Origin of the sequence: Streptomyces sp. NPDC050988, from assembly GCF_044456225.1 — a bacterium.
Taxonomy (GTDB): Bacteria; Actinomycetota; Actinomycetes; order Streptomycetales; family Streptomycetaceae; genus Streptomyces.
Map to the genome: position 1 here is coordinate 105,003 of NZ_JBITFQ010000022.1, position 18,414 is coordinate 123,416.

Annotated in this window: 17 protein-coding genes; 10 read left to right on the top strand and 7 right to left on the bottom strand. The window is 69.3% G+C overall.

Annotated elements, in window-relative coordinates; translation table 11 throughout:
• The first annotated feature begins 123 nt into the window (after positions 1 to 123).
• Complete coding sequence (locus tag ACIBEI_RS34425) at positions 124 to 603, top strand: carboxymuconolactone decarboxylase family protein (protein WP_143633754.1); 480 nt, start codon at positions 124 to 126, stop codon at positions 601 to 603.
• Between the two features lie 103 nt (positions 604 to 706).
• Here the strand turns inward: ACIBEI_RS34425 and ACIBEI_RS34430 are convergent, their stop codons facing one another.
• Together ACIBEI_RS34430 and ACIBEI_RS34435 are read right to left on the bottom strand one after the other, a co-directional pair.
• A complete protein-coding gene (locus ACIBEI_RS34430; RefSeq protein WP_398894237.1) occupies positions 707 to 2,350 on the bottom strand; it encodes a GMC oxidoreductase in 1,644 nt (547 codons plus the stop codon).
• Positions 2,351 to 2,745: 395 nt separating this feature from the next.
• On the bottom strand, positions 2,746 to 3,771 hold the full coding sequence (locus tag ACIBEI_RS34435; RefSeq protein WP_398894239.1) for a LacI family DNA-binding transcriptional regulator: 1,026 nt from the start codon (positions 3,769 to 3,771) through the stop codon (positions 2,746 to 2,748).
• A gap of 459 nt (positions 3,772 to 4,230) precedes the next feature.
• On the opposite strand from ACIBEI_RS34435, the gene ACIBEI_RS34440 reads away from it, so the two are divergent.
• The 5 genes from ACIBEI_RS34440 to ACIBEI_RS34460 all read left to right on the top strand — a co-directional run bounded on the left by ACIBEI_RS34440 (position 4,231) and on the right by ACIBEI_RS34460 (position 10,374).
• Entirely contained in the window at positions 4,231 to 5,610 is a 1,380-nt protein-coding gene (locus tag ACIBEI_RS34440) for an ABC transporter substrate-binding protein (RefSeq protein ID WP_398894241.1), read from the top strand.
• A gap of 139 nt (positions 5,611 to 5,749) precedes the next feature.
• Positions 5,750 to 6,658 (top strand): carbohydrate ABC transporter permease, encoded by a 909-nt coding sequence (locus ACIBEI_RS34445; RefSeq protein ID WP_398894243.1) that lies wholly within the window; start codon positions 5,750 to 5,752, stop codon positions 6,656 to 6,658.
• 2 nt (positions 6,659 to 6,660) lie between these two features.
• Positions 6,661 to 7,548 carry a carbohydrate ABC transporter permease gene (locus ACIBEI_RS34450; RefSeq protein WP_398894245.1) on the top strand — a complete coding sequence of 296 codons (888 nt, stop codon included), beginning with the start codon at positions 6,661 to 6,663 and terminating at the stop codon, positions 7,546 to 7,548.
• 52 nt (positions 7,549 to 7,600) lie between these two features.
• Complete coding sequence (locus ACIBEI_RS34455) at positions 7,601 to 9,118, top strand: alpha-N-arabinofuranosidase (RefSeq protein WP_398894246.1); 1,518 nt, start codon at positions 7,601 to 7,603, stop codon at positions 9,116 to 9,118.
• Between the two features lie 59 nt (positions 9,119 to 9,177).
• A complete protein-coding gene (locus ACIBEI_RS34460) occupies positions 9,178 to 10,374 on the top strand; it encodes a sialidase family protein (protein ID WP_398894248.1) in 1,197 nt (398 codons plus the stop codon).
• 119 nt (positions 10,375 to 10,493) lie between these two features.
• On the opposite strand, the gene ACIBEI_RS34465 is transcribed toward ACIBEI_RS34460, so the two are convergent.
• A complete protein-coding gene (locus ACIBEI_RS34465) occupies positions 10,494 to 10,979 on the bottom strand; it encodes a carboxymuconolactone decarboxylase family protein (protein ID WP_398894249.1) in 486 nt (161 codons plus the stop codon).
• A gap of 194 nt (positions 10,980 to 11,173) precedes the next feature.
• On the opposite strand from ACIBEI_RS34465, the gene ACIBEI_RS34470 reads away from it, so the two are divergent.
• Positions 11,174 to 12,115 (top strand): RNA polymerase sigma-70 factor, encoded by a 942-nt coding sequence (locus ACIBEI_RS34470; protein WP_398894250.1) that lies wholly within the window; start codon positions 11,174 to 11,176, stop codon positions 12,113 to 12,115.
• Positions 12,116 to 12,195: 80 nt separating this feature from the next.
• Here ACIBEI_RS34470 and ACIBEI_RS34475 read toward each other — a convergent pair whose 3' ends face one another.
• Positions 12,196 to 12,663, bottom strand: a complete 468-nt coding sequence (locus ACIBEI_RS34475; RefSeq protein WP_398894251.1) for a winged helix-turn-helix transcriptional regulator — start codon at positions 12,661 to 12,663, stop codon at positions 12,196 to 12,198.
• A gap of 93 nt (positions 12,664 to 12,756) precedes the next feature.
• Between ACIBEI_RS34475 and ACIBEI_RS34480 the strand changes: the two genes are divergently transcribed.
• Positions 12,757 to 13,257, top strand: a complete 501-nt coding sequence (locus tag ACIBEI_RS34480; RefSeq protein ID WP_398894252.1) for a PaaI family thioesterase — start codon at positions 12,757 to 12,759, stop codon at positions 13,255 to 13,257.
• Positions 13,258 to 13,345: 88 nt separating this feature from the next.
• Here the strand turns inward: ACIBEI_RS34480 and ACIBEI_RS34485 are convergent, their stop codons facing one another.
• The gene (locus ACIBEI_RS34485) at positions 13,346 to 13,642 is read right to left on the bottom strand and encodes a hypothetical protein (RefSeq protein ID WP_398894254.1); all 297 of its coding nucleotides are present in this window, start codon (positions 13,640 to 13,642) and stop codon (positions 13,346 to 13,348) included.
• A gap of 312 nt (positions 13,643 to 13,954) precedes the next feature.
• On the opposite strand from ACIBEI_RS34485, the gene ACIBEI_RS34490 reads away from it, so the two are divergent.
• On the top strand, positions 13,955 to 15,355 hold the full coding sequence (locus ACIBEI_RS34490; protein ID WP_398894255.1) for an amidohydrolase family protein: 1,401 nt from the start codon (positions 13,955 to 13,957) through the stop codon (positions 15,353 to 15,355).
• A gap of 311 nt (positions 15,356 to 15,666) precedes the next feature.
• Positions 15,667 to 16,812: an MFS transporter gene (locus tag ACIBEI_RS34495; RefSeq protein WP_398894257.1), complete on the top strand. Its 1,146-nt coding sequence runs from the start codon at positions 15,667 to 15,669 to the stop codon at positions 16,810 to 16,812.
• Positions 16,813 to 16,895: 83 nt separating this feature from the next.
• Here ACIBEI_RS34495 and ACIBEI_RS34500 read toward each other — a convergent pair whose 3' ends face one another.
• Together ACIBEI_RS34500 and ACIBEI_RS34505 are read right to left on the bottom strand one after the other, a co-directional pair.
• Positions 16,896 to 17,207 carry a hypothetical protein gene (locus ACIBEI_RS34500; RefSeq protein WP_398894259.1) on the bottom strand — a complete coding sequence of 104 codons (312 nt, stop codon included), beginning with the start codon at positions 17,205 to 17,207 and terminating at the stop codon, positions 16,896 to 16,898.
• 157 nt (positions 17,208 to 17,364) lie between these two features.
• Positions 17,365 to 18,165 (bottom strand): hypothetical protein, encoded by an 801-nt coding sequence (locus ACIBEI_RS34505; protein WP_398894261.1) that lies wholly within the window; start codon positions 18,163 to 18,165, stop codon positions 17,365 to 17,367.
• Positions 18,166 to 18,414: the final 249 nt, after the last annotated feature.

An 18,414-nucleotide genomic window follows, 5' to 3' on the forward strand; every position in this document is an offset into this window, starting at 1 on the left:
GGCGCGCCCGCATCGCTCGGAGCACTCGGAACCAAGTGACATCGACGCCGACACTCCCTGTCGGCATTCCAAGGACGCCTGCGGCCCCGGCCGAGGCCGGGAACGTGGACGAAGGAGTCCCGGATGAACGTCGACATCCCCGAGGGCAAGAACCCGATCGAGTACGTGTGGGGCGACATGGTCCCCGGCATCGGGCCCGCCGCCGCGAACTTCTCACTGGCCGTCTACGCCCATACGACCCTGGGACTGCGGGAGTTCGAGGCGGCACGGCTTCGGATCGCGCAGATCAACGGCTGCCTCTTCTGCCTCGACTGGCGGACCGAGCGGGACGGTCACAAGGTCGAGGACGACTTCCCCGACGCCGTCGAACACTGGCGCACGACCGACGCGTTCGACGACCGCACCCGCCTGGCCGCCGAATACGCCGACCGCTACGCCCTGGACCACCACGGCCTGGACGAGGAGTTCTGGGACCGGATGACCACGCACTACAGCCAGACCGAGATCGTCGAACTGACCATGAGCCTGGGCTCCTGGCTTGCCTTCGGACGGCTCAACCGTGTCCTGGGGCTCGACGCCATGTGCGTACTGCCGGGGCACTGAACCGGTCCGTGCCGGGGCACTGAACCGGTCCGGGGCCGCCCGGCAGATCCGGGTGGCCCCGGCCGGATCCCCCTTCTCGTCCGTGCACGCGCGCGGGTCGCTGCTACAGGTCCGCCGCGATGATCTTCTCGATGTTCCGTTCGGCGAGCGCCGTGATGGTGACGAACGGATTGACGCTGGTGTTGCCGGGGATCAGCGCGCCGTCGATGACGTACAGCCCCGGATGTCCGTGCAGGCGGCCGTAGTTGTCGGTCGCCTTGTTGAGCACCGCGCCGCCCAGGGGGTGGTACGTCAGGTGGTCGCCCCAGATCTTGTAGGCGCCGAAGAGGTCGGTGCGGTAGATCGTGCCCTCCTTGGCGTTGATCTTGTCGAAGATCGTCTTGGCCATGTCGATGGACGGCTGCTTCCAGGCGGTCTGCCAGTTGAGTTCGGCCTTGCCCGTCGACGCGTTCCACGAGAACTGGGCGCGGTTGGGGTTCTTGGTGATCGACAGGTAGAACGAGGCGAAGGTCTCGATGCCGGTGGGCAGCGGCGCCACCTCGGCGAACGCGCCGCCCGCGGCCCAGTTGTCGATGCCGGAGCACGGGATGGACGACTGCACGGCACCGGTGGGGTCCCACATATGGTTGGCGCGGCCGCACATCACGTTGCCGTTGTCGCCCCAGCCCTTGCCCACCTCGCTGTTGAGGCCCGGCAGTGCGCCCGTGGCCTTGAGCTGGACCAGCAGTTTGCTGGTGCCGACGCTGCCGGCCGCGAAGAACACCCGGTCCGCGGTGACGGTCTTGGTGGCGGTGGTGTTGCCGCCGGTGTCGAGCTGGTCGATGACGACCGTGTAGCGGCCGCCCGTCGCAGGAGCGACCGAAGTGACCTTGTGCAGCGCTGAGATGGAGACCCGGCCGGTCGCCGTGGCCCTGGCCAGATAGGTCTTCTGCAGGGACTTCTTGCCGTAGTTGTTGCCATAGAGGATCTCACCCGCGAGCGCGGACTTCGGTACGGTTCCGGCGGCCTCCTGTTCCATGTAGTCCCAGTCGTACACGTCGGGCACGAAGACGAAGGGGAAGCCCGAGCGCTGGGCGTGCTTACGGCCGACCCGGGCGTACTGGTAGCAGTCGGCGCTGTCGAACCAGGTCGGGTCGACCGTGCCGACCCCGAGGCCGGAGTTGGCGCGCGGGTAGTAGACGGAGTACATCTCGTCCGCGTTGACCGAAGGCAGGACGGCGCCGAAGTTCTCCCGCCTCGGAGTGACCGCCATCCCTCCGTTGACCAGTGAGCCGCCGCCCACGCCGCGGCCCTGATAGACGATGATGCCACCCATCTCCTCGGCGTCCAGGATCCCGGTGTAGCGAGGGACGTCCTTGTCGATGGGGAAGCCGAGGAAGTTGCTGAGCGGCTGCTTCGTCCTGGTGCGCAGCCAGTAGGAGCGGTAGTCGGGGCTCGTCGTGTTGGCGAAGATCTTGCCGTCCGACCCGGGGGTGTCCCAGGCCATGCCCATCTCGACCATGTGGACGTCGACACCCGCCTGGGCCAGGCGCAGAGCGGCCACCGAACCGCCGTATCCGGTGCCGATCACGAGGGCGGGTACATGCGCCCCCGGCTCGATGACGGCGGCTGCGGCTGCCGTGGCGGCATGTGCCGGCAGTACCTGGCCGGCGAGTGCGGCCGACCCAAGAAGAGAACCAGTTCCAGTGATGAATCTCCGACGAGATACGCCTCTGAGGCGCGTCCCACGTGGGGAATCGTCGTTCATGCGCGGCTCCTCACTCTCCATAGAGTGAAACGGGTTCTAATGCCACCCTCGTAAGAAGTCACGCCATACCCTGAGGTAACTTTCAAACGATCACAAATTGGGCATCATGCGCAACACGAGACGACAGAGCATGACTGGAACACGCGTTGACACGGGGGAAGGGGCGGCCCACGGTTGCCCCGTCGGCGTTCGCGAGGAGTGTCAGGTCCGCCTCTTGGGCCGGTCGATCGGCCGGGTTCTCGGGGGCGACGGCTACACGTCTCGGTCGCCGTTCGCGGGGCCTCGGCGACCATGCCGCCGCCGGGTGCTTGACGGGAGGACGGACCCCGCGTGCGGCCCCCTCACCCCGTTGGCGACCCCGTGCCGCCTCACCCCGTCGGTGACTCCGTGCCGCCTCACCCCGTCGGCGACCCCGGCTGCGTGCTCTCCCGCACGACCAGCGAATACCCCGCGGTGAGTCTCGTGTGGGGGGCTTCCGCGTCGGCGGTGATTCGCTGCAGTGCCGCGTCCACCGCGAGTTCGGCGATCTCGCGCTTGTTGGGCGACACGGTGGTCAGTGACGGCACGCTGTAGCTGGTCTCCTGGATGTCGTCGAAGCCGACGACCGCCAGGTCGTGCGGCACCCGCAGGCCGTGTTCGTGCGCCGCGCGCACCGCGCCGGAGGCGAGCAGGTCGCTGAAGCAGAAGACCGCGTCCGGCGGTTCGTCCAGACCGAGCAGGACCCGCATGGCGGAGGCTCCGTCGGCGCGGGTGAACGCGACGGTGTCCGGGGCCAGCCGGGGGTCGTGCGGCACACCCGCGGCGTGCAGCGCGGTCAGGAAGCCGTGCATGCGCTGCACCGTCGTCGCATGGGCCCGGTCCGACGGCTGGCCGATGACTCCGATGCGCCGGCGGCCGAGCCCGAGCAGGTGCTCGGTCGCCTCCTGTGCCGCCGCGGAGTTGTCGATCAGCACGTGGTCCGCGGGGATCCTGTACGACTGCTCTCCCAGGAGTACGAGGGGCACGCGCCGCTCGCGAGTGGCGAGCATCGCCTCGTCGAGGCTGAGCGGGCTGAGCAGCACGCCGTCGATGAGCGGGTCGCTCAGGCCGCAGGCGATACGGAGTTCTTCCGCGGGATCACCGCCGGTGTCCTCGATGAGCACGGTGCAGCCGCGCTTCTTGGCGGCCGCGATGACCTCCGCGGCCAGCTCCGCGAAGTACGGCGCGACCAGCTCGGGGACGGCCAGCGCGATGATGCCGCTGCGGCCGGTGCGCAAGTGGCGTGCGGAGGCGTTGGGCTGGTAGTCGAGCTCGGCTATCGCGCGCAGCACCCGCTGCCGGGTCTGCTCCGCGACCCGGATCTCGCCCCGGACGACGTTCGACACCGTCTTGATCGACACACCCGCGCGTTCCGCGACGTCCTTGAGGCGTGCACCTGCCATGACGCTCGCCCTCCCTCCCCGGCATTCCTCCGGCCGCCCTCGTCGTCGACGCACCACGAGAGCCGATGCCGGTGTGCCGACCAGCGTAAACCATGTTGCAACGTTGTAAGAGGCTCGCGTCCTGCGTCTGAGATGCACGTCCCGGATGGGCGATATACCCCGATGGCGAGCCCGCTCCCTGACGAACAACCAGTTTCCGCACAGGTGTTGACGTCGAATTTCCGCAGGGATACAACGTTGGAACCGCCTCCGTGCATCGATTGAGCCGTTTGAATCTGTCACTCATTCCAACGTTGTACTCGTTCGCTGTCGTCGTTCGTCGTTCGTCGTTCGTCGTTCGTCGTTCGTCGTTCGTCGTTCGTCGTTCGTCGTTCGTCGTTCGTCGTTCGTCGTTCGTCGTTCGTCGTTCGACGTTCGTCGTACTCGTTGGGTTTCCCTGCCGTGGAAGGACGCCTGCCCATGCGGGACCGCACACCGCACCTCTCCCCGCCTCCGCCTCCGCCCCCGCCGTCCCGTCGCCGGCTTCTGCGCGGCACCCTGTCGCTCGGCGCCGTCGCGGCCTCGTCCGTCGCCCTCGGCGGCTGTGGCAGCACGCTCGCGCAGGGGTTCACCGGAGGATCGCCCGCACCGACACGGCTGAACTTCTGGAATCCCTTCACCGGCGGTGACGGCGAACGGCTGCTGGCCATGGAGGACGTCTACCGGGCCCGCCACAGGGCCACGGACCTGAAGTCGGCGACCTTCGTCTGGGGCAGCCCGTACTACACCAAGCTCACCCTGGCGACGCTCGGCGAGCGGCCCCCGCAGGTCGCCGTCACCCATCTGTCGAAGGTGCCCACGCTCGCCGAGGCGGGACTGCTCACCGAACTGCGGACGTCCGATCTCGACCGACACGGGCTCACCGAGGACAAGTTCGACCCGCGCCCATGGAAGAAGTCCCAGGTGGACGGGAAGCTGTACGCCGTCCCGCTCGACACCCACCCCTTCGTGCTCTACTTCCGGACCGACATCGCCGAGAAGGCCGGACTGCTCGACGGACAGGGCCGGTTGACGGACGTGGACGGGCCCGACGCGTTCATCGACGCCCTGCGCGCCGCGAAGGAGGTGACCGGCGCCTGGGGCGGCTCGGTCGCCTCGGTGAAGGACGCCTCGACGCAGTTCCGGCTCTTCTGGTCGTTCTACCGGCAGATAGGGGGCGGCGATCTCGTCGCCGACCAGGGCAGGAAGGTCGTCATCGACACGGCGGCCGCGGCCGAGGCCCTCGCGTACATCCGCCGCCTCACCCAGGAGAAGGTCGTCCCTACGAGCACCGACAGCCCGGGCGCCATCACGATGCTCACCACCGGCAAGGCCGGATTCCTGATGGACGGCGTCTGGCAGGTCCTCACGGTCCAGGGCGCCAAGGTGAAGTTCGACGTACGGCCGCTGCCACGAGTCTTCAACGACGCGCCCTACGCCTGCGCCGCCGACTCGCACTCCCTGGTCCTGCCCAAGGCGCCCTCCGCCGCGGCGCAACGCCTCGACCTTTCCCTGGGGTTCGTCTCCGCCCTGCTCAACTCCAGCAAGCTGTGGGCGGAGGGCGGACACGTCCCCGCGTGGCTGCCCACCCAGCAGTCACCCGGCTACCGGGACCTCGCACCACAGTCCCACTACGCCGCTGCCGCCGACGGCGCGGCCTACGACCCGGCCGCCTGGTACAGCGGCGCGGGCAGCACCCTGCAGGTCGTCGTCGGCAACGCCGTGACGTCCGTGTTCACCGGCGCCACCAGCCCCACGGCCGGAGCCGCACGCATGCGCCGCGAACTGCGCGAACTCGCAAGCCGGCCCGCGCCCTTGTAAGCCGCGCCTCTGTAAGCCGAGTCCCTGTACTCCGCACCGCTGTAGGCCGCCCCGCCCGGCCGCCGACTGCCACTGTCACGGCCCGCATCGGGCCCCGCACGTCTGAGATTCCGCATGTCCTGACTGAAAGGGCCGACCCATGGCCACGACAACCGCACCGACCAAGGCCCCCGGCAGAGGTGACCGCTGGGCCGGTCCGGGGATGCTGTTGCCCTTCGCCCTGTTCTACCTGGTCTTTCTGGTGGGGCCGCTGATCTATACGGTCGTGGCCGGCTTCTTCGACGCCAGTCTGCTCAAGAAGGGCCTCGGCGACTTCGCCGGGCTGTCCAACTACACGGCCGTGCTGGGCGACGACGAGTTCTGGCGCACACTCAAGAACACGCTGTGGTTCACCGTTCTGACCACAGTTCCACTCGTGCTGCTCAGCCTGGTGCTGGCGATTCTCGCCGACCGCTTCGTACGTGGACGCTGGTTCTTCCGCTTCGCCTTCTTCGCACCGTTCGTGCTGCCCTCGGCGGTCATCTCGCTGATCTTCACGTTCATCTACGCCGATCAGGTGGGCCTCGCCCAGCAGGCCGCGAAGTGGATCGGTGTGGACACCCCGCCGTCCTGGCTGGGTGATCCGGACTGGGCGATGATCTCCATCGCCGCCGCCACCGTGTGGTGGACGATCGGCTTCAACTTCGTCCTGTATCTGGCCGGTCTGCAGGACATCCCGCGTTCCGTGCACGAGGCCGCGGCCATCGACGGGGCCGGACCCTGGCAGCGCATCCGGCACATCATCGTGCCCATGCTCGGCCGCACCACGACCCTTGTGACGGTCCTCCAGGCCGTCGCCTCCCTGAAGGTCTTCGACCAGATCTACATGCTGACCATGGGCGGCCCCGACGGCAGCACCCGCCCCTCCCTCCAACTCATCTACGACACGGGCTTCGTGGAGGGCCGCGTCGGCTACGCGTCGACCGTCTCGCTGCTGCTCTTCGTGGTGATCCTGCTGGTCTCGCTCGTCTGGTTCGCACTCGTACGCCGCGCCGAGAAGGAGCGCTGATCATGACCGCCATCGCCACTCCGCCAGTGACCGAGCAGCAGACGACCACAGCCGGGGCACCTCGGAGGTATGACGCCGAGCGCCTGTTCAACCGGGTGGCCCTCGGCGTCCTCATCGCCTTCGCACTGCTGTGGCTGGTGCCCCTGGCCTGGGCACTTGCCACCTCCGTACGGCCCGCGCAGGAAGTCGTCACCGACCCGACCAACTGGTTCACCGCCCACCCCACCCTCTCGGCGTACGGGGACATCTTCGACGCGGGGAAGCTGCCCTACTGGTACGCGAACAGCTTCATCACGTCGATCCTCACCACCGCCCTCACCGTGGTCGCCGCGTCACTCGCCGCCTTCGCCCTCTCACAGACCCGCTTCAGGACGCGCCGCGCCGCGTTCGTCGTACTCCTCGCCGGGATCATGATTCCGGGGCAGGTCCTCATGATCCCGCAGTTCCTGGCGCTCCAGTCGGTGGGCCTGCTCAACACCTACTGGGGAGTCGTACTGCCCCAAGTCCCCAACGTCGTCGCCGTGTTCGTCTTCAAGCAGTTCTTCGACGGCATCCCCAGGGAGCTGATCGACGCGGCACGCGCGGACGGCGCGGGCTGGCTGCGTACGTACCGGCAGATCGTCATGCCCATCTCGCGTCCGGTGATCTCCGCGGTCACGGTCTTCGTGTTCGTCGGGGTCTGGAACAACTTCCTGTGGCCCCTCCTGGTTGTCACCGACCCGGAGATGATGACCCTCCCGGTCGGGCTGACCTCCGTCCAGGACGTCTTCGGCGTGCCCTACGCCCAGTTGATGGCCTCCGCCGTACTCGGCGCCATCCCACTCCTCGCCGTGTTCCTGCTGTTCCAGCGCCGCATCGTCGAAGGCATCGCCGGAACCGGCCTCAAGTAGCCATCCCTGATTGCCAGTTCACACCCCTCGCCATACCGAGAAAGGCTCCAGCATGCCGCACACCGCACGGTTCACCGTCGACCCCGAGTTCACCATCGGGGAGGTGGACCCGCGCCTGTACGGAACGTTCGTCGAGCACATGGGCCGCTGCGTCTACACCGGTATCCACGAGCCCGGCCATCCCTCGGCGGACGCCGCCGGATTCCGGACCGACGTCGCGGACCTCGTACGAGAACTCGGCACCGGCCTGGTCCGCTACCCCGGAGGCAACTTCGTCTCCGGCTACCACTGGGAGGACGGGGTCGGCCCCGCCTCCGAGCGGCCGCGCCGGCTCGACCTGGCCTGGCGCTCCATCGAGACCAACCAGGTCGGCACCAACGAGTTCCTCACCTGGGCGCGGCAACTCGGTCTCGACCCGATGATGGCGGTCAACCTCGGCACCCGCGGCATCGACGCGGCCCGCGCCCTGGTGGAGTACTGCAACCAGCCCGGCGGCACCGCCTGGTCCGATCTGCGGATCAAGCACGGCGTCCCCGATCCGCACGACGTCAAGCTGTGGTGCCTGGGCAACGAGATGGACGGCCCCTGGCAGACCGGACACAAGACGGCCACCGAGTACGGACGGCTCGCGGCCGAGACCGGCAAGGCGATGCGCCAGGTCGACCCGTCCATCGAACTGGTCGCCTGCGGCAGCTCCAACGCGGCCATGCCGACCTTCGGCACCTGGGAGCGCGAGGTCCTGGAGCAGACGTACGACGAGGTCGACTACCTCTCCCTGCACGCCTACTACGAGGAGTTCGACGGCGACCGCGCCAGCTTCCTGGCCTCCGGCGCGCACATGGACCAGTACATCCGCGATGTGATCGCCACCGCCGACCATGTGCGGGCCGCACGCCGCGCCAAGAAGCACATCCGGCTCTCCTTCGACGAGTGGAACGTCTGGTACGCCGCCCGCTTCGTCGGGGAACGCAACCTGGAGACCGCCGAGACACCCCGCCTGATCGAGGACACCTACAGCGTGACCGACGCCGTCGTCGTCGGCTCGCTGCTCATCACGCTCCTCCGCAACGCCGACCGGGTTGCCATCGCGTGTCTCGCCCAACTGGTCAACGTCATCGCCCCGATCCGCAGCGAACCGGGGGGTGCCAGCTGGCGGCAGACCACCTTCCACCCGTTCGCCCAGGCGGCCCGGTTCGCCACCGGGAAGGTGCTGCGTACCGAGATCACCGGATCCCGCATCGACACGGCGCGGCACGGGGACGTATCGGCGCTCGACACGGTGGTGACGTACGAGGAGGAGAGCGGCGCGCTCACGGTCCTCGCCGTCAACCGGGGCCAGGACCAACCCCTGTACCTGCGGGCCGAGTTGCGCGGTGCGTTGTCCGGCTACCGGGTGCTGGAGCACCTCGTCCTGGCCGACCAGGACCCGGATGCCGTCAACACCGAGGCTGAGCCGGAGCGCGTGACGCCCCGCAGTGGGGGCGGAGCCAAGGTCACCGCTGACGGGGCGCTTGAGGCGGAGCTGGCCCCGGTGTCCTGGAACGTCATCCGCCTGGCCCCTGCCCGGTGACGCCCCGCCCGACGTCACCGTCCGAACAGATCCAGCCCGCACCCCGATGGGAGAATCTGATGTCGGCAAGACCCCGTACGCCGCTTCATCCGCTCCAACTGGCCGCCCTTGTAGCCGGGTTGATCGCCCTCCTGGCCACCCTGCTCACCGCCCAGTCCGGAACCGCGGACGCCGCGACCGGCACCGCACTGCGCAACGACACGGGCCTGTACCCCCGGGCCGTCCGCCTCGCGCACAACGCGGGCGCCAACGGCCGCGTTCTGTCGTCGGTGGTCACCTTCTCCGGAAACAACGGCCTCGGAGCCATCTACGAGAGCACCGACTCCGGCGCGTCTTTCCGGCAGGTCGGCACGGTCACCGACCCGGAGGCGGCCGGCGGGCAGGGACTCTGCTGCTCCACTCTCTTCGAACTCCCGCAGAGGGTCGGCGAGTTGCCCGCCGGCACGCTGCTGTGGTCGGCCTCGGTCGGCCAGGACGAGACGAACCGGCGCATGGCCCTGCGTGTCTTCAAGAGCAACGACGTGGGGCGCACCTGGAGTTACCTGTCCACCATCGCGACCGCGGGCAGCACCGGAGGCCTGTGGGAACCCGAGTTCTCCGTCGACGCCACCGGCCGCCTCGTCGCCCACTACTCGGACGAGACCGACCCCGCACACAGCCAGAAGCTCATGGCCGCCCGCACCTCGAACGGCCTGACCTGGACCGGACACCGCGCCACCGTCATCAGCCCGCTAGCCACCGACCGCCCCGGCATGGCGGTCGTCCGCAAGCTCGGCAACGGCACCTACTTCATGTCGTACGAGATCTGCGCCGCCCCCGGGCAGTACCAGTGCGTCGTGCACTACCGGACCTCGGCCGACGGCTGGGACTGGACGAGCGGGCCGTTCCTCGGCTACCGGCCCGAGACGGCCGACGGCAAGTACTTCAAGCACGCCCCGACCGTCGCCTGGGCTCCCGAGGCGGGCAATCCGCTGGGCCGGCTCTTCCTCATCGGCCAGGTCCTCTACAACAAGGACGGCACCCGGGCCGCCGGCAGCGGAAGGACCGTCTGGGTCAACAGTGCGGGCGGCAGCGGCACTTGGCGGGAGATCCCCGCGCCCGTCACCGTCGACTCGACGGTCGTCGACTACTGCCCCAACTACAGCTCTGCCCTGCTGCCATCGGCGGACGGCAACAGCCTTCTGGAGATCGCCACCGACTGGGTCGGCGGAGTCTGCAAGCCGTACTTCGCCACGAAGCCCGTGCCGTCGTCCTGAGCGACGCGGGAGCATGACACCGGTTGCGAGCATGACGCCGGTCAGGCATGAGGCTGTGGGCCCGGCCCGGCCCGGATCGAGAACGGACGATCCTGGGCCGGGCCTGATCCGGCTGCCGATCAGTCGAACGCGGCGGCGAACATGCCGGGCTCGTAGGAGCCGCCCCGCTGGTGCACGATCACGGCGAGCCGGTTGGCCGCGTTGATCAGGGCGACCAGGCAGACCAGTGCGGCGATCTGGTCGTCGTCGTAGTGCTTGCGTGCCTGGGCCCAGGTCTCGTCGGACACGCCCTGGTCGGCGTCTGCGAGCCGGGTGCCCTCTTCGGCGAGTGCCAGCGCGGCCCGCTCGGGCTCGGTGAACACGGTGGACTCGCGCCAGGCGGCGACCAGGTTGAGCCGGACCGCGGTCTCGCCGGCGGCCGCCGCCTCCTTGGCATGCATGTCGATGCACCAGCCGCAGCCGTTGATCTGGCTGGCGCGCAGCGACACCAACTCCTGCGTGGACTTGGGCAGCGGCGACTGCTGGATCGCCAGGCCGGCGCCTGCGAACCGCTTGGCGAACTTGCCGGCGATCTCGTTGTCGAACAGGTTGAATCGGGCGTCCATGGCTTCGTCCTCACTCGTGGTGTGTCGCACTGGACTCGTGGTGTTGCACTGGCCGAACACGAGACGCCGGCGCCTCGCTCCCTGTGACGGGGCGGTCGTGTGACGAGCGCCACCGCTCATGAATGTCACAGAGCGGCGGCGACCGGCGTCTTGTGCGCGTGAGGCCGTCGACAGCGAGCAGGCAGGAGCAGCCGGTGATGAGCGAGCACGGTGAGCGCGCAGAGGACACGGCCGGGCGGCTCGGCGACGGGGGACGCACGGACCCCGCCACCGAGGCGTTCGTCGCCCATCGGAACCTGCTGTTCACCGTGGCCTACGAGATGCTCGGCTCGGCCGCCGACGCCGAGGACGTCCTCCAGGAGACCTGGCTGCGCTGGGCGGGCGTCGATCTCGGCACCGTGCGAGACCACCGCGCGTACCTGGTCCGGATCACCACGCGTCAGGCGCTGAGCCGGCTGCGCACGCTCGGCCGCCGCAAGGAGTCCTACGTCGGTTCCTGGCTTCCCGAGCCGCTGCTCACCGCGCCGGACGTGGCCGAGGACGTCGAGCTGGCCGACAGCGTCTCGATGGCGATGCTGCTGGTGCTGGAGACCCTGCAGCCCACCGAGCGGGCCGTTTTCGTGCTGCGCGAGGTGTTCGACCTCGGGTACGACGAGATCGCCGAGGCCGTCGACAAGAACGCGGCGGCGGTCCGCCAGATCGCTCACCGGGCACGGGCGCATGTCGCGGCGCGTCGGCCGCGCGGGGTCGTGTCCCCGGCCGAGACCAGAGACGCGCTCGACGCGTTCCAACGGGCGGTCAACACGGGCGACCTGCAGAGCCTGCTCGACATCCTCGCGCCGGATGTCGTCCTCCTGGGTGACGGTGGCGGAATCAAGCAGGCCGTACTGCGGCCCATCGTGGGGGCCGACAAGGTCTCCCGGCTGCTGGTCGCCGGGCTGGGCAGGGTCGCCGACGCGGTGTCGCTGCGGCCGGCGCAGGTCAACGGCCACCCGGCGCTGATCATCCGGCTCGACGGCGAGCTCGACACCGTCGTGGCGGTACGCATCGACGACGGCCTCATCACCGGGCTCTACGCCGTACGCAACCCCGAGAAGCTGTCACACATGCAGCGGGAGACCGCCCTGCGCCGCTGAGCCGGGCCACCCCTCGGACCCTCGGAAACCAGCTCGACCGGGCCCGCGAGCCCCGGGTCCGCGAGCCCCGGGTCCGCGGTTCACGATCGGGGGCGGGCGCCAGGTCCCAGTCGGGCGGTGACCTCCCTGGGGGTGAGCGTCGAGTGTTCCGCGGAGCACTCGACCACGACGCGGACCGGGGCGTCGCAGGCGGTGTGGCGGACGTCCAGTACGGGGCCCTCGGCGCCGAGGGCGTGGGTCTCGCCCCACTGGCTCAGCGCCATCAGGACGGGCCACAGGTCCCAGCCCTTGCGGGTCAGGCGGTACTCGTTGCGGGAGCGGCTGCCCGCCTCCTGGTAGGGGACGGTCTTCAGGATGTCGGCCGAGACCAGCTTCCGGAGACGGTCGCTGAGGACCGCCTCCGACAGGCCGATGTGGCGGTGGAAGTCGTGGAAGCGACGGACTCCGTTGACGGCGTCACGCAGGATCAGCAGCGTCCATTTCTCCCCGACCACGTCGAGCGTCCGCTGGACGGGGCAGTTCTCGGTGCTCGCCTCAAGCCACTCCATTCCGCCATCGTAGGGGCCTGGCTTCGTCATTGACAGTCAGGTGAGCCGGAAGTTAGCTTCATTTGCAAAAGTCAGATGGGAAGGCACCGGATCGTGGGACGAACACGTACGTATCAATGGGAGGACCCCGCGATCCTGGCGGAGGCCGCCGGACGCATGTCCGGTATCGACTTCCTGCGCGAGCTGCAGGCGGGGCGACTGCCCGCGCCGCCGATCGGTTCCAGCATGGACTTCGCGCTGGAGGAGGTGGAGCCCGGCAGGGCGGTCTTCTCCCTGACGCCGGGCGAGGAGCACTACAACCCGATCGGCAGCGTGCACGGCGGAATCTTCGCCACCCTGCTCGACTCGGCGGCGGGGTGCGCCGTCCAGTCCACCCTCCCGCAAGGCATGGCGTACACCTCGCTCGACCTGACGGTGAAGTTCCTGCGGCGGATCACCGTGGACACGGGTACGGTGCGAGCCATCGGTACGGTGGTCAACCAGGGCCGTCAAACCGCCCTCGCCCAGGCGCAGTTGGTCGACGTGAAGGACCGTCTGCTCGCCCACGCCACCAGTAGCTGCCTGCTCTTTCCGGTGCCGCCCGCTCAGCGGTGAGACTCCTCTTCGTCTTGGCTTCCGTCTCCGTCTCCGTCTCCGCCTTCGCGGGTGCCGGTCCGTGCGGCCGGTCCGTGCGGCCGGTCGGTCAGTGGCCGTCGTCGTCGGGCAGTTGGTCGCGCAGGACCGTGCTCAGGGTGATGGGCTTGCGGCCGAGCAGGGCGGCCGGCGTCGGGTCGACGGCGGCGAATTCGCCGGGGCGGCTCGCCGCGACGATGCCGAGCAGCTGGTCTGGCGCCTCGGCGGGGACGCCGCGGCCCACCAGCTGCTGCCGGAACCGGTGGCCGGTTGCGGTGATCCTTTTGACGCGGGTGCGGCCGGCGCCGCCCGTGCCCTGCGCGCCGCGCTGCCCGAGCAGACGACTCTCAGCGGCGCGGAGCGGCATTTGCCGAGGGAGTGGCTGGACCGTCTCGCCTCCGAAGGTTGAGGCGCCATTGCGTGTGCGGTCTCGGGGTGCGCCGACGGAGGGGTGACCTGGGGGTAGTCCAGGGGTGACCTGGGGGTATTGGTCGGTCGACCGCCACACCTCTCGGCGGCGGGGCCATGCCATCACGGACTGTCCTGGGTGCGTCGCACCTAGGGAAACGGCGGCCTGGTTGCTGTGCGGGCGCGGATCGAGTCTTGGACCAGAAGCCATTCGGCCCAGACTCGGCGCCTTCCGCGGCGCCTGCGAAGAGCCACCCGAAAGGGGCCCGCCATGAGCACCGACGACACCACCAGCGCCAGCCTTCTCGAACAACTGCGACGTCAGTCCGCCGATCCGCGTCGGCGCATCCTGTTCACCGGCGCCACCATCGTCACGATGGACCCGGAACTGGGCATCCTGCACAACAGCGACCTGCTCGTCGAGGGGGACGCCATCGCCGCGATCGGGCAGAACCTGACCGCCGACGGCGCGGTGGTCGTCGACGCCTCCGGCACGATCCTGGCCCCGGGTTTCGTCGACACCCACAGGCACGCCTGGGAGGCCCAGCTGCGCCGGATCATGCCCGACGTCGACGACCTCGGCGGCTATGTGATGTCCACGCTCGCCGGATACGCCACCGTCTACCGCCCTCAGGACATGTACGTCGGCACGAAGCTGGCGGCGCTGACCGCGATCGACAGCGGCATCACCACCATGCTCGACTTCTCCCACAACTCCCGTACCCGTGAGCACTCCGACGCGGCGATCGAAGCCCTGCGGGACACCGGTATCCGCGGAGTGCACGCCTCGATGGGGCCGCACTTCGGGGAGTGGGACCGTCAGTGGCCGGCCGACCTGACCCGCCTCAAGGACCAGTACTTCAGCAGCGACGACCAGCTGCTCACGCTCCGCATGGCGACGCTGGCCACCGACGAGATCGCCGGTCCCCTCCTCGCGTACGGCCCCGAACTCGCTCGTACCGCAGCCGACTTGGGCATCGGAGTCAGCGTCGACGCCGTCTTCGGTACCTCCTCGTCGGAGGCCGTGCTGTCCTGGGCCGAGCACGGCATCCTCGGTCCCGATGTCACGCTGATCCACGCCACCGGTCTGACCTCCGAAGCCTGGAAGGCGATGGGGGAGTCCGGCACGACGGTCGCTCTCGCGCCCACCTCGGACGCACAGATCGGGCTGGAGACGGCCATCCCCGCCGTGGACGAGGCGCTCGCCGTCGGCATCCGCCCCGGCCTGAGCATCGATGTCGAAGTCGCCCTCGCCAGCGACATGTTCACCCAGATGCGGGCCCTGCTCGCGATCCAGCGGATGCGCGCGGTCAACGCCGCCTACGGAACCGGCGGCGACCTCTCCCTCTCCCGCATCACCACGCACGACGTCCTGGACTTCGCCACCCTCCAGGGCGCGCGGACCAACGGCCTCGGCGACGTCACCGGCTCCCTCACTCCCGGCAAGAAGGCCGACCTGCTGGTCGTCCAGGCCGAGGACCTCAACAACATGCCGCTCAACGACCCCATCGGCACACTGGTGTTGGGCTCCGACGCCCGCAACATCACCGGTGTCCTGGTGGGCGGCCGGCCCCGCAAGTGGAACGGCCAGGTTCTCGACGTGGACCTCGCGGCCCTGCGGAGTGAGGTCGGCGCCTCGCGCACGTACGTACTCGACACACCGGCGAGCTGACCGGAGTTCGGGGGCGCTCCCTGGCCGAGCCGGGGAGCGCCCCCGTCGGACAGCGCCCGGGCACTCAGCACGAGCACACCAGGACGAGCACGCCAGCACCAGCACCAGCACCCAGAAACCAGCGCCACCGATGTGTGCGCACGACCGGAGTCCCCATGTCCCGCCTCAGCATCCTCCGCCGATCGCCGTCGCCCAGCGCAGTGGACCGATCCGCGTCGCCCACCGTTTCGGACCGACTCGCGACAGACTCAGCCCCGCCGAACGGCAGCCGCAAGGCCCCTGCGGCCTCCACAGCCTCCACGGCCTCAACCGTGGCCCTGCTCACCGCCCTCGGCGTCCTCGTCGTGGGCCAGATGTACACCGTCCTGGCCATGCTGGCCCCCATGGCCGACTCCTTCGCCACCACTCCGACGCAGACGACGTGGACGGCCACCGCGTTCGGGTTCGCCTACGCGGCGGGGTTCCTGATCGCCGGACCGCTGTCCGACCGCTACGGTCCTCGGACGGTGATCACGGGCGGCCTGGTGGGGGCGACCGTCACCACGCTGGCGGTGAGCGCCGCTCCCAGCCTCACCTGGGCCGTCGTGCTGCGCATCGTGCAGGGACTCACCGCGGCGACGTTCGCGCCCTCGGCGTTCTCGTACATCGCGGGCAACCTCGCGCCCCACAGCCGGGGCATCGCCCTCACCTGCGTAACCAGCGGGATGCTGGCCTCCGCGGTGGTCATGCAGATCGGCGCCCAGATCGTCGCGGCCGGACTGGGCTGGCGGATGGTCTTCGTCCTCAGTGCCGTCCTCATGGCACTCAGCCTGTGGCCGGTCCGGCGCGTCCTGCGTCCCGCGGCGGCACAGGACTCCGGCCCCAGCCTGCTCCAGGCGTTCGTCGCCGTACCTCGTCTCCTGCGCAAGCCCCGTCTCGTCGCCCTGTACCTGGCCACGGCCACGGTCATGGCGTCCTTCGTGGCCGTCTACACCGCGGTCGTCGTCGCCGGGCCTCCTGGCGTCGCGGGCGACAACGCGGCCCTGCTCGCCCTGCGGGCCAGCGCCCTGCCCGCCCTGGTCGCCGTGCCGCTCCTCACGTCTGCCCTGCATCGCCTGGCGGCACCGGTACGTGTCGTACTCGCGATGTTCGTGGCGGCCGGAGCGGTCGCGGCGGGCTCCGCGCTGGGCGGCGACGTCCGCGTCCTCGCGCTGGTGTTGCTCGTGTTCGTGGCAGCGGTGGCGGCGGCCGCGCCCGCCGTCGTCGAGGTCGTTCACGCCATGGCGTCCCACGCCCGGGGCGCGGGGGTCGCTCTCTACGCCTGCAGCATGTTCCTCGGCGCCAGCCTGGGCCCACAACTGGCCGGCGCCCTTTCCGGACAGGGCTTCGGCGGCATCCTCCGCGCCGTCGCCGTACTCCTGGTCGTGGGCACGCTGCTCTCCCTGCCCGCCCTGACCGGCCGCCGACGCGACCGGTGAAGGGGCCGTCCAGATACCCAGAGGTTCAACGCGTCAAGCGAGAGCGGGCCGTTGCGTCGTTCAGTTGGCCAAGATGGTTGTTGTCAGACTGTGGCGAATGCGGACAGTAGCGTTTCGGCCCGGATCTGGAGTTCCGGTGTCTCTGCTCCGGTGACCCTGACGGACATCACTTCGCTGCCGACGGAGTGAGCGAGGCCGACCTCCAGGGTGGCGATCGTGCCGGCCAGCGGATACGAGTACCAGCCGTCGAGCATCTCGTCGTCGGTGTCCTGGACGCCGAGTGCGATGGTGTCCCAGTCTGTCTGGTCGAAGGCACAGCCCGCGTAGTGGGACAGCAATTCGAGAAAGGGCCGCAGGTTACGGCCCATGATCCATCCCGTGATCGACTCGGTCACGCCTCTCCCTCATCCCTGTGCGGCGGGCGGCATGGCAGACGCGGTCCGGCTGTCACCCGGCGACGGCAGACCGGGGGCGGTCGTCTCCGATCTCGGCGAGTACCCGGGCGCCGAGCTGGACGTCGAGTCCGGGGAAACCACGGCTGACGGCCCGCGCTCAATCACCGTCCTGCGTGGCCTTCTTCGCCAAAAGCCCCAGAGCCCCGAGAGCCCCGAGAGTCCCCAGGCCCGCTGCTCCGGCGAGCGTCTTGCGCCCGGCCTCCGCGGCCGCGGTCTTCAACTGCCCCGGGTCCCGGGCCGCGTCCCGCCATCGTGTCGCCTCCAACGGATGGCGCCCGAACTCGATTCCGAGCGGCCTGTGGAAGTCGTCGACGGCGATCCCGACACGGTTGACCGAGCCCACCACAGCCCGGGACGCGGTCGAGTGGAGCAGCACCTTCGAGTTGGCCGTGCAGGCCGCATCCATGCGGGCCATAAGGCGCTCGGTCTCTCGTGTGATGCGTTCCCGCCGGTCCTGACGGTCGGCATTGAGCGCGAGGCGATGCCCGTCCAGCTCGGCCGGAGACACGTCCAGCACCCGGTCCAGTCGCAGCACGTCGAGCGCGTCCTGCAGTTCGAAACAGCGAGCCAGAACGGCGAGCAACTCCCGGACCTCGGACTCCGCTTCCCTGGCCGTCGTGGCGAGGTCACCGATCCGGGTCGTGCTCTCCACCCTCTCAGCGAGCGCGTCGAGTTGAAGCAACGCCCACCCGAGGGCGTCTGTGATCGTGTGGGTCCTGCCCTGCACCGTCGACCACGTGGTCTCGTCGACCCGACCGGCCTGCTCCCGAACGGTCATGGCGGACCGGATGTCGAGGCCCGCTCCGATCACTCGTGCCAACTCGGCGCTCTTCTGGGCGTGGAGTACGTCGTCGACCTTCTTGTCGATCGTGGCGAGATAGTCCTTGATCTCGTTCATCTCATGGTGCCTTGCGAGCTGCGCCATCATGCCCGCGGCACCGGCAAGAATCGCCGGGTTGGTCAGAAGCGATCCGGGCCCCTTCACGATTTCGACGAATCCCCCGATCTGGCCCCTGCTCCCCTTGATCACCCCCGTACAGAGACCAGTCTTCGCGCTTTCCCTCAGTCCGAACCTGCTGACGGCCTGCGCGGATTCCTCGGTCAGCTTCAGCCAGCGACCCGAGTTGGCGGCGATTGCGGAACCTGC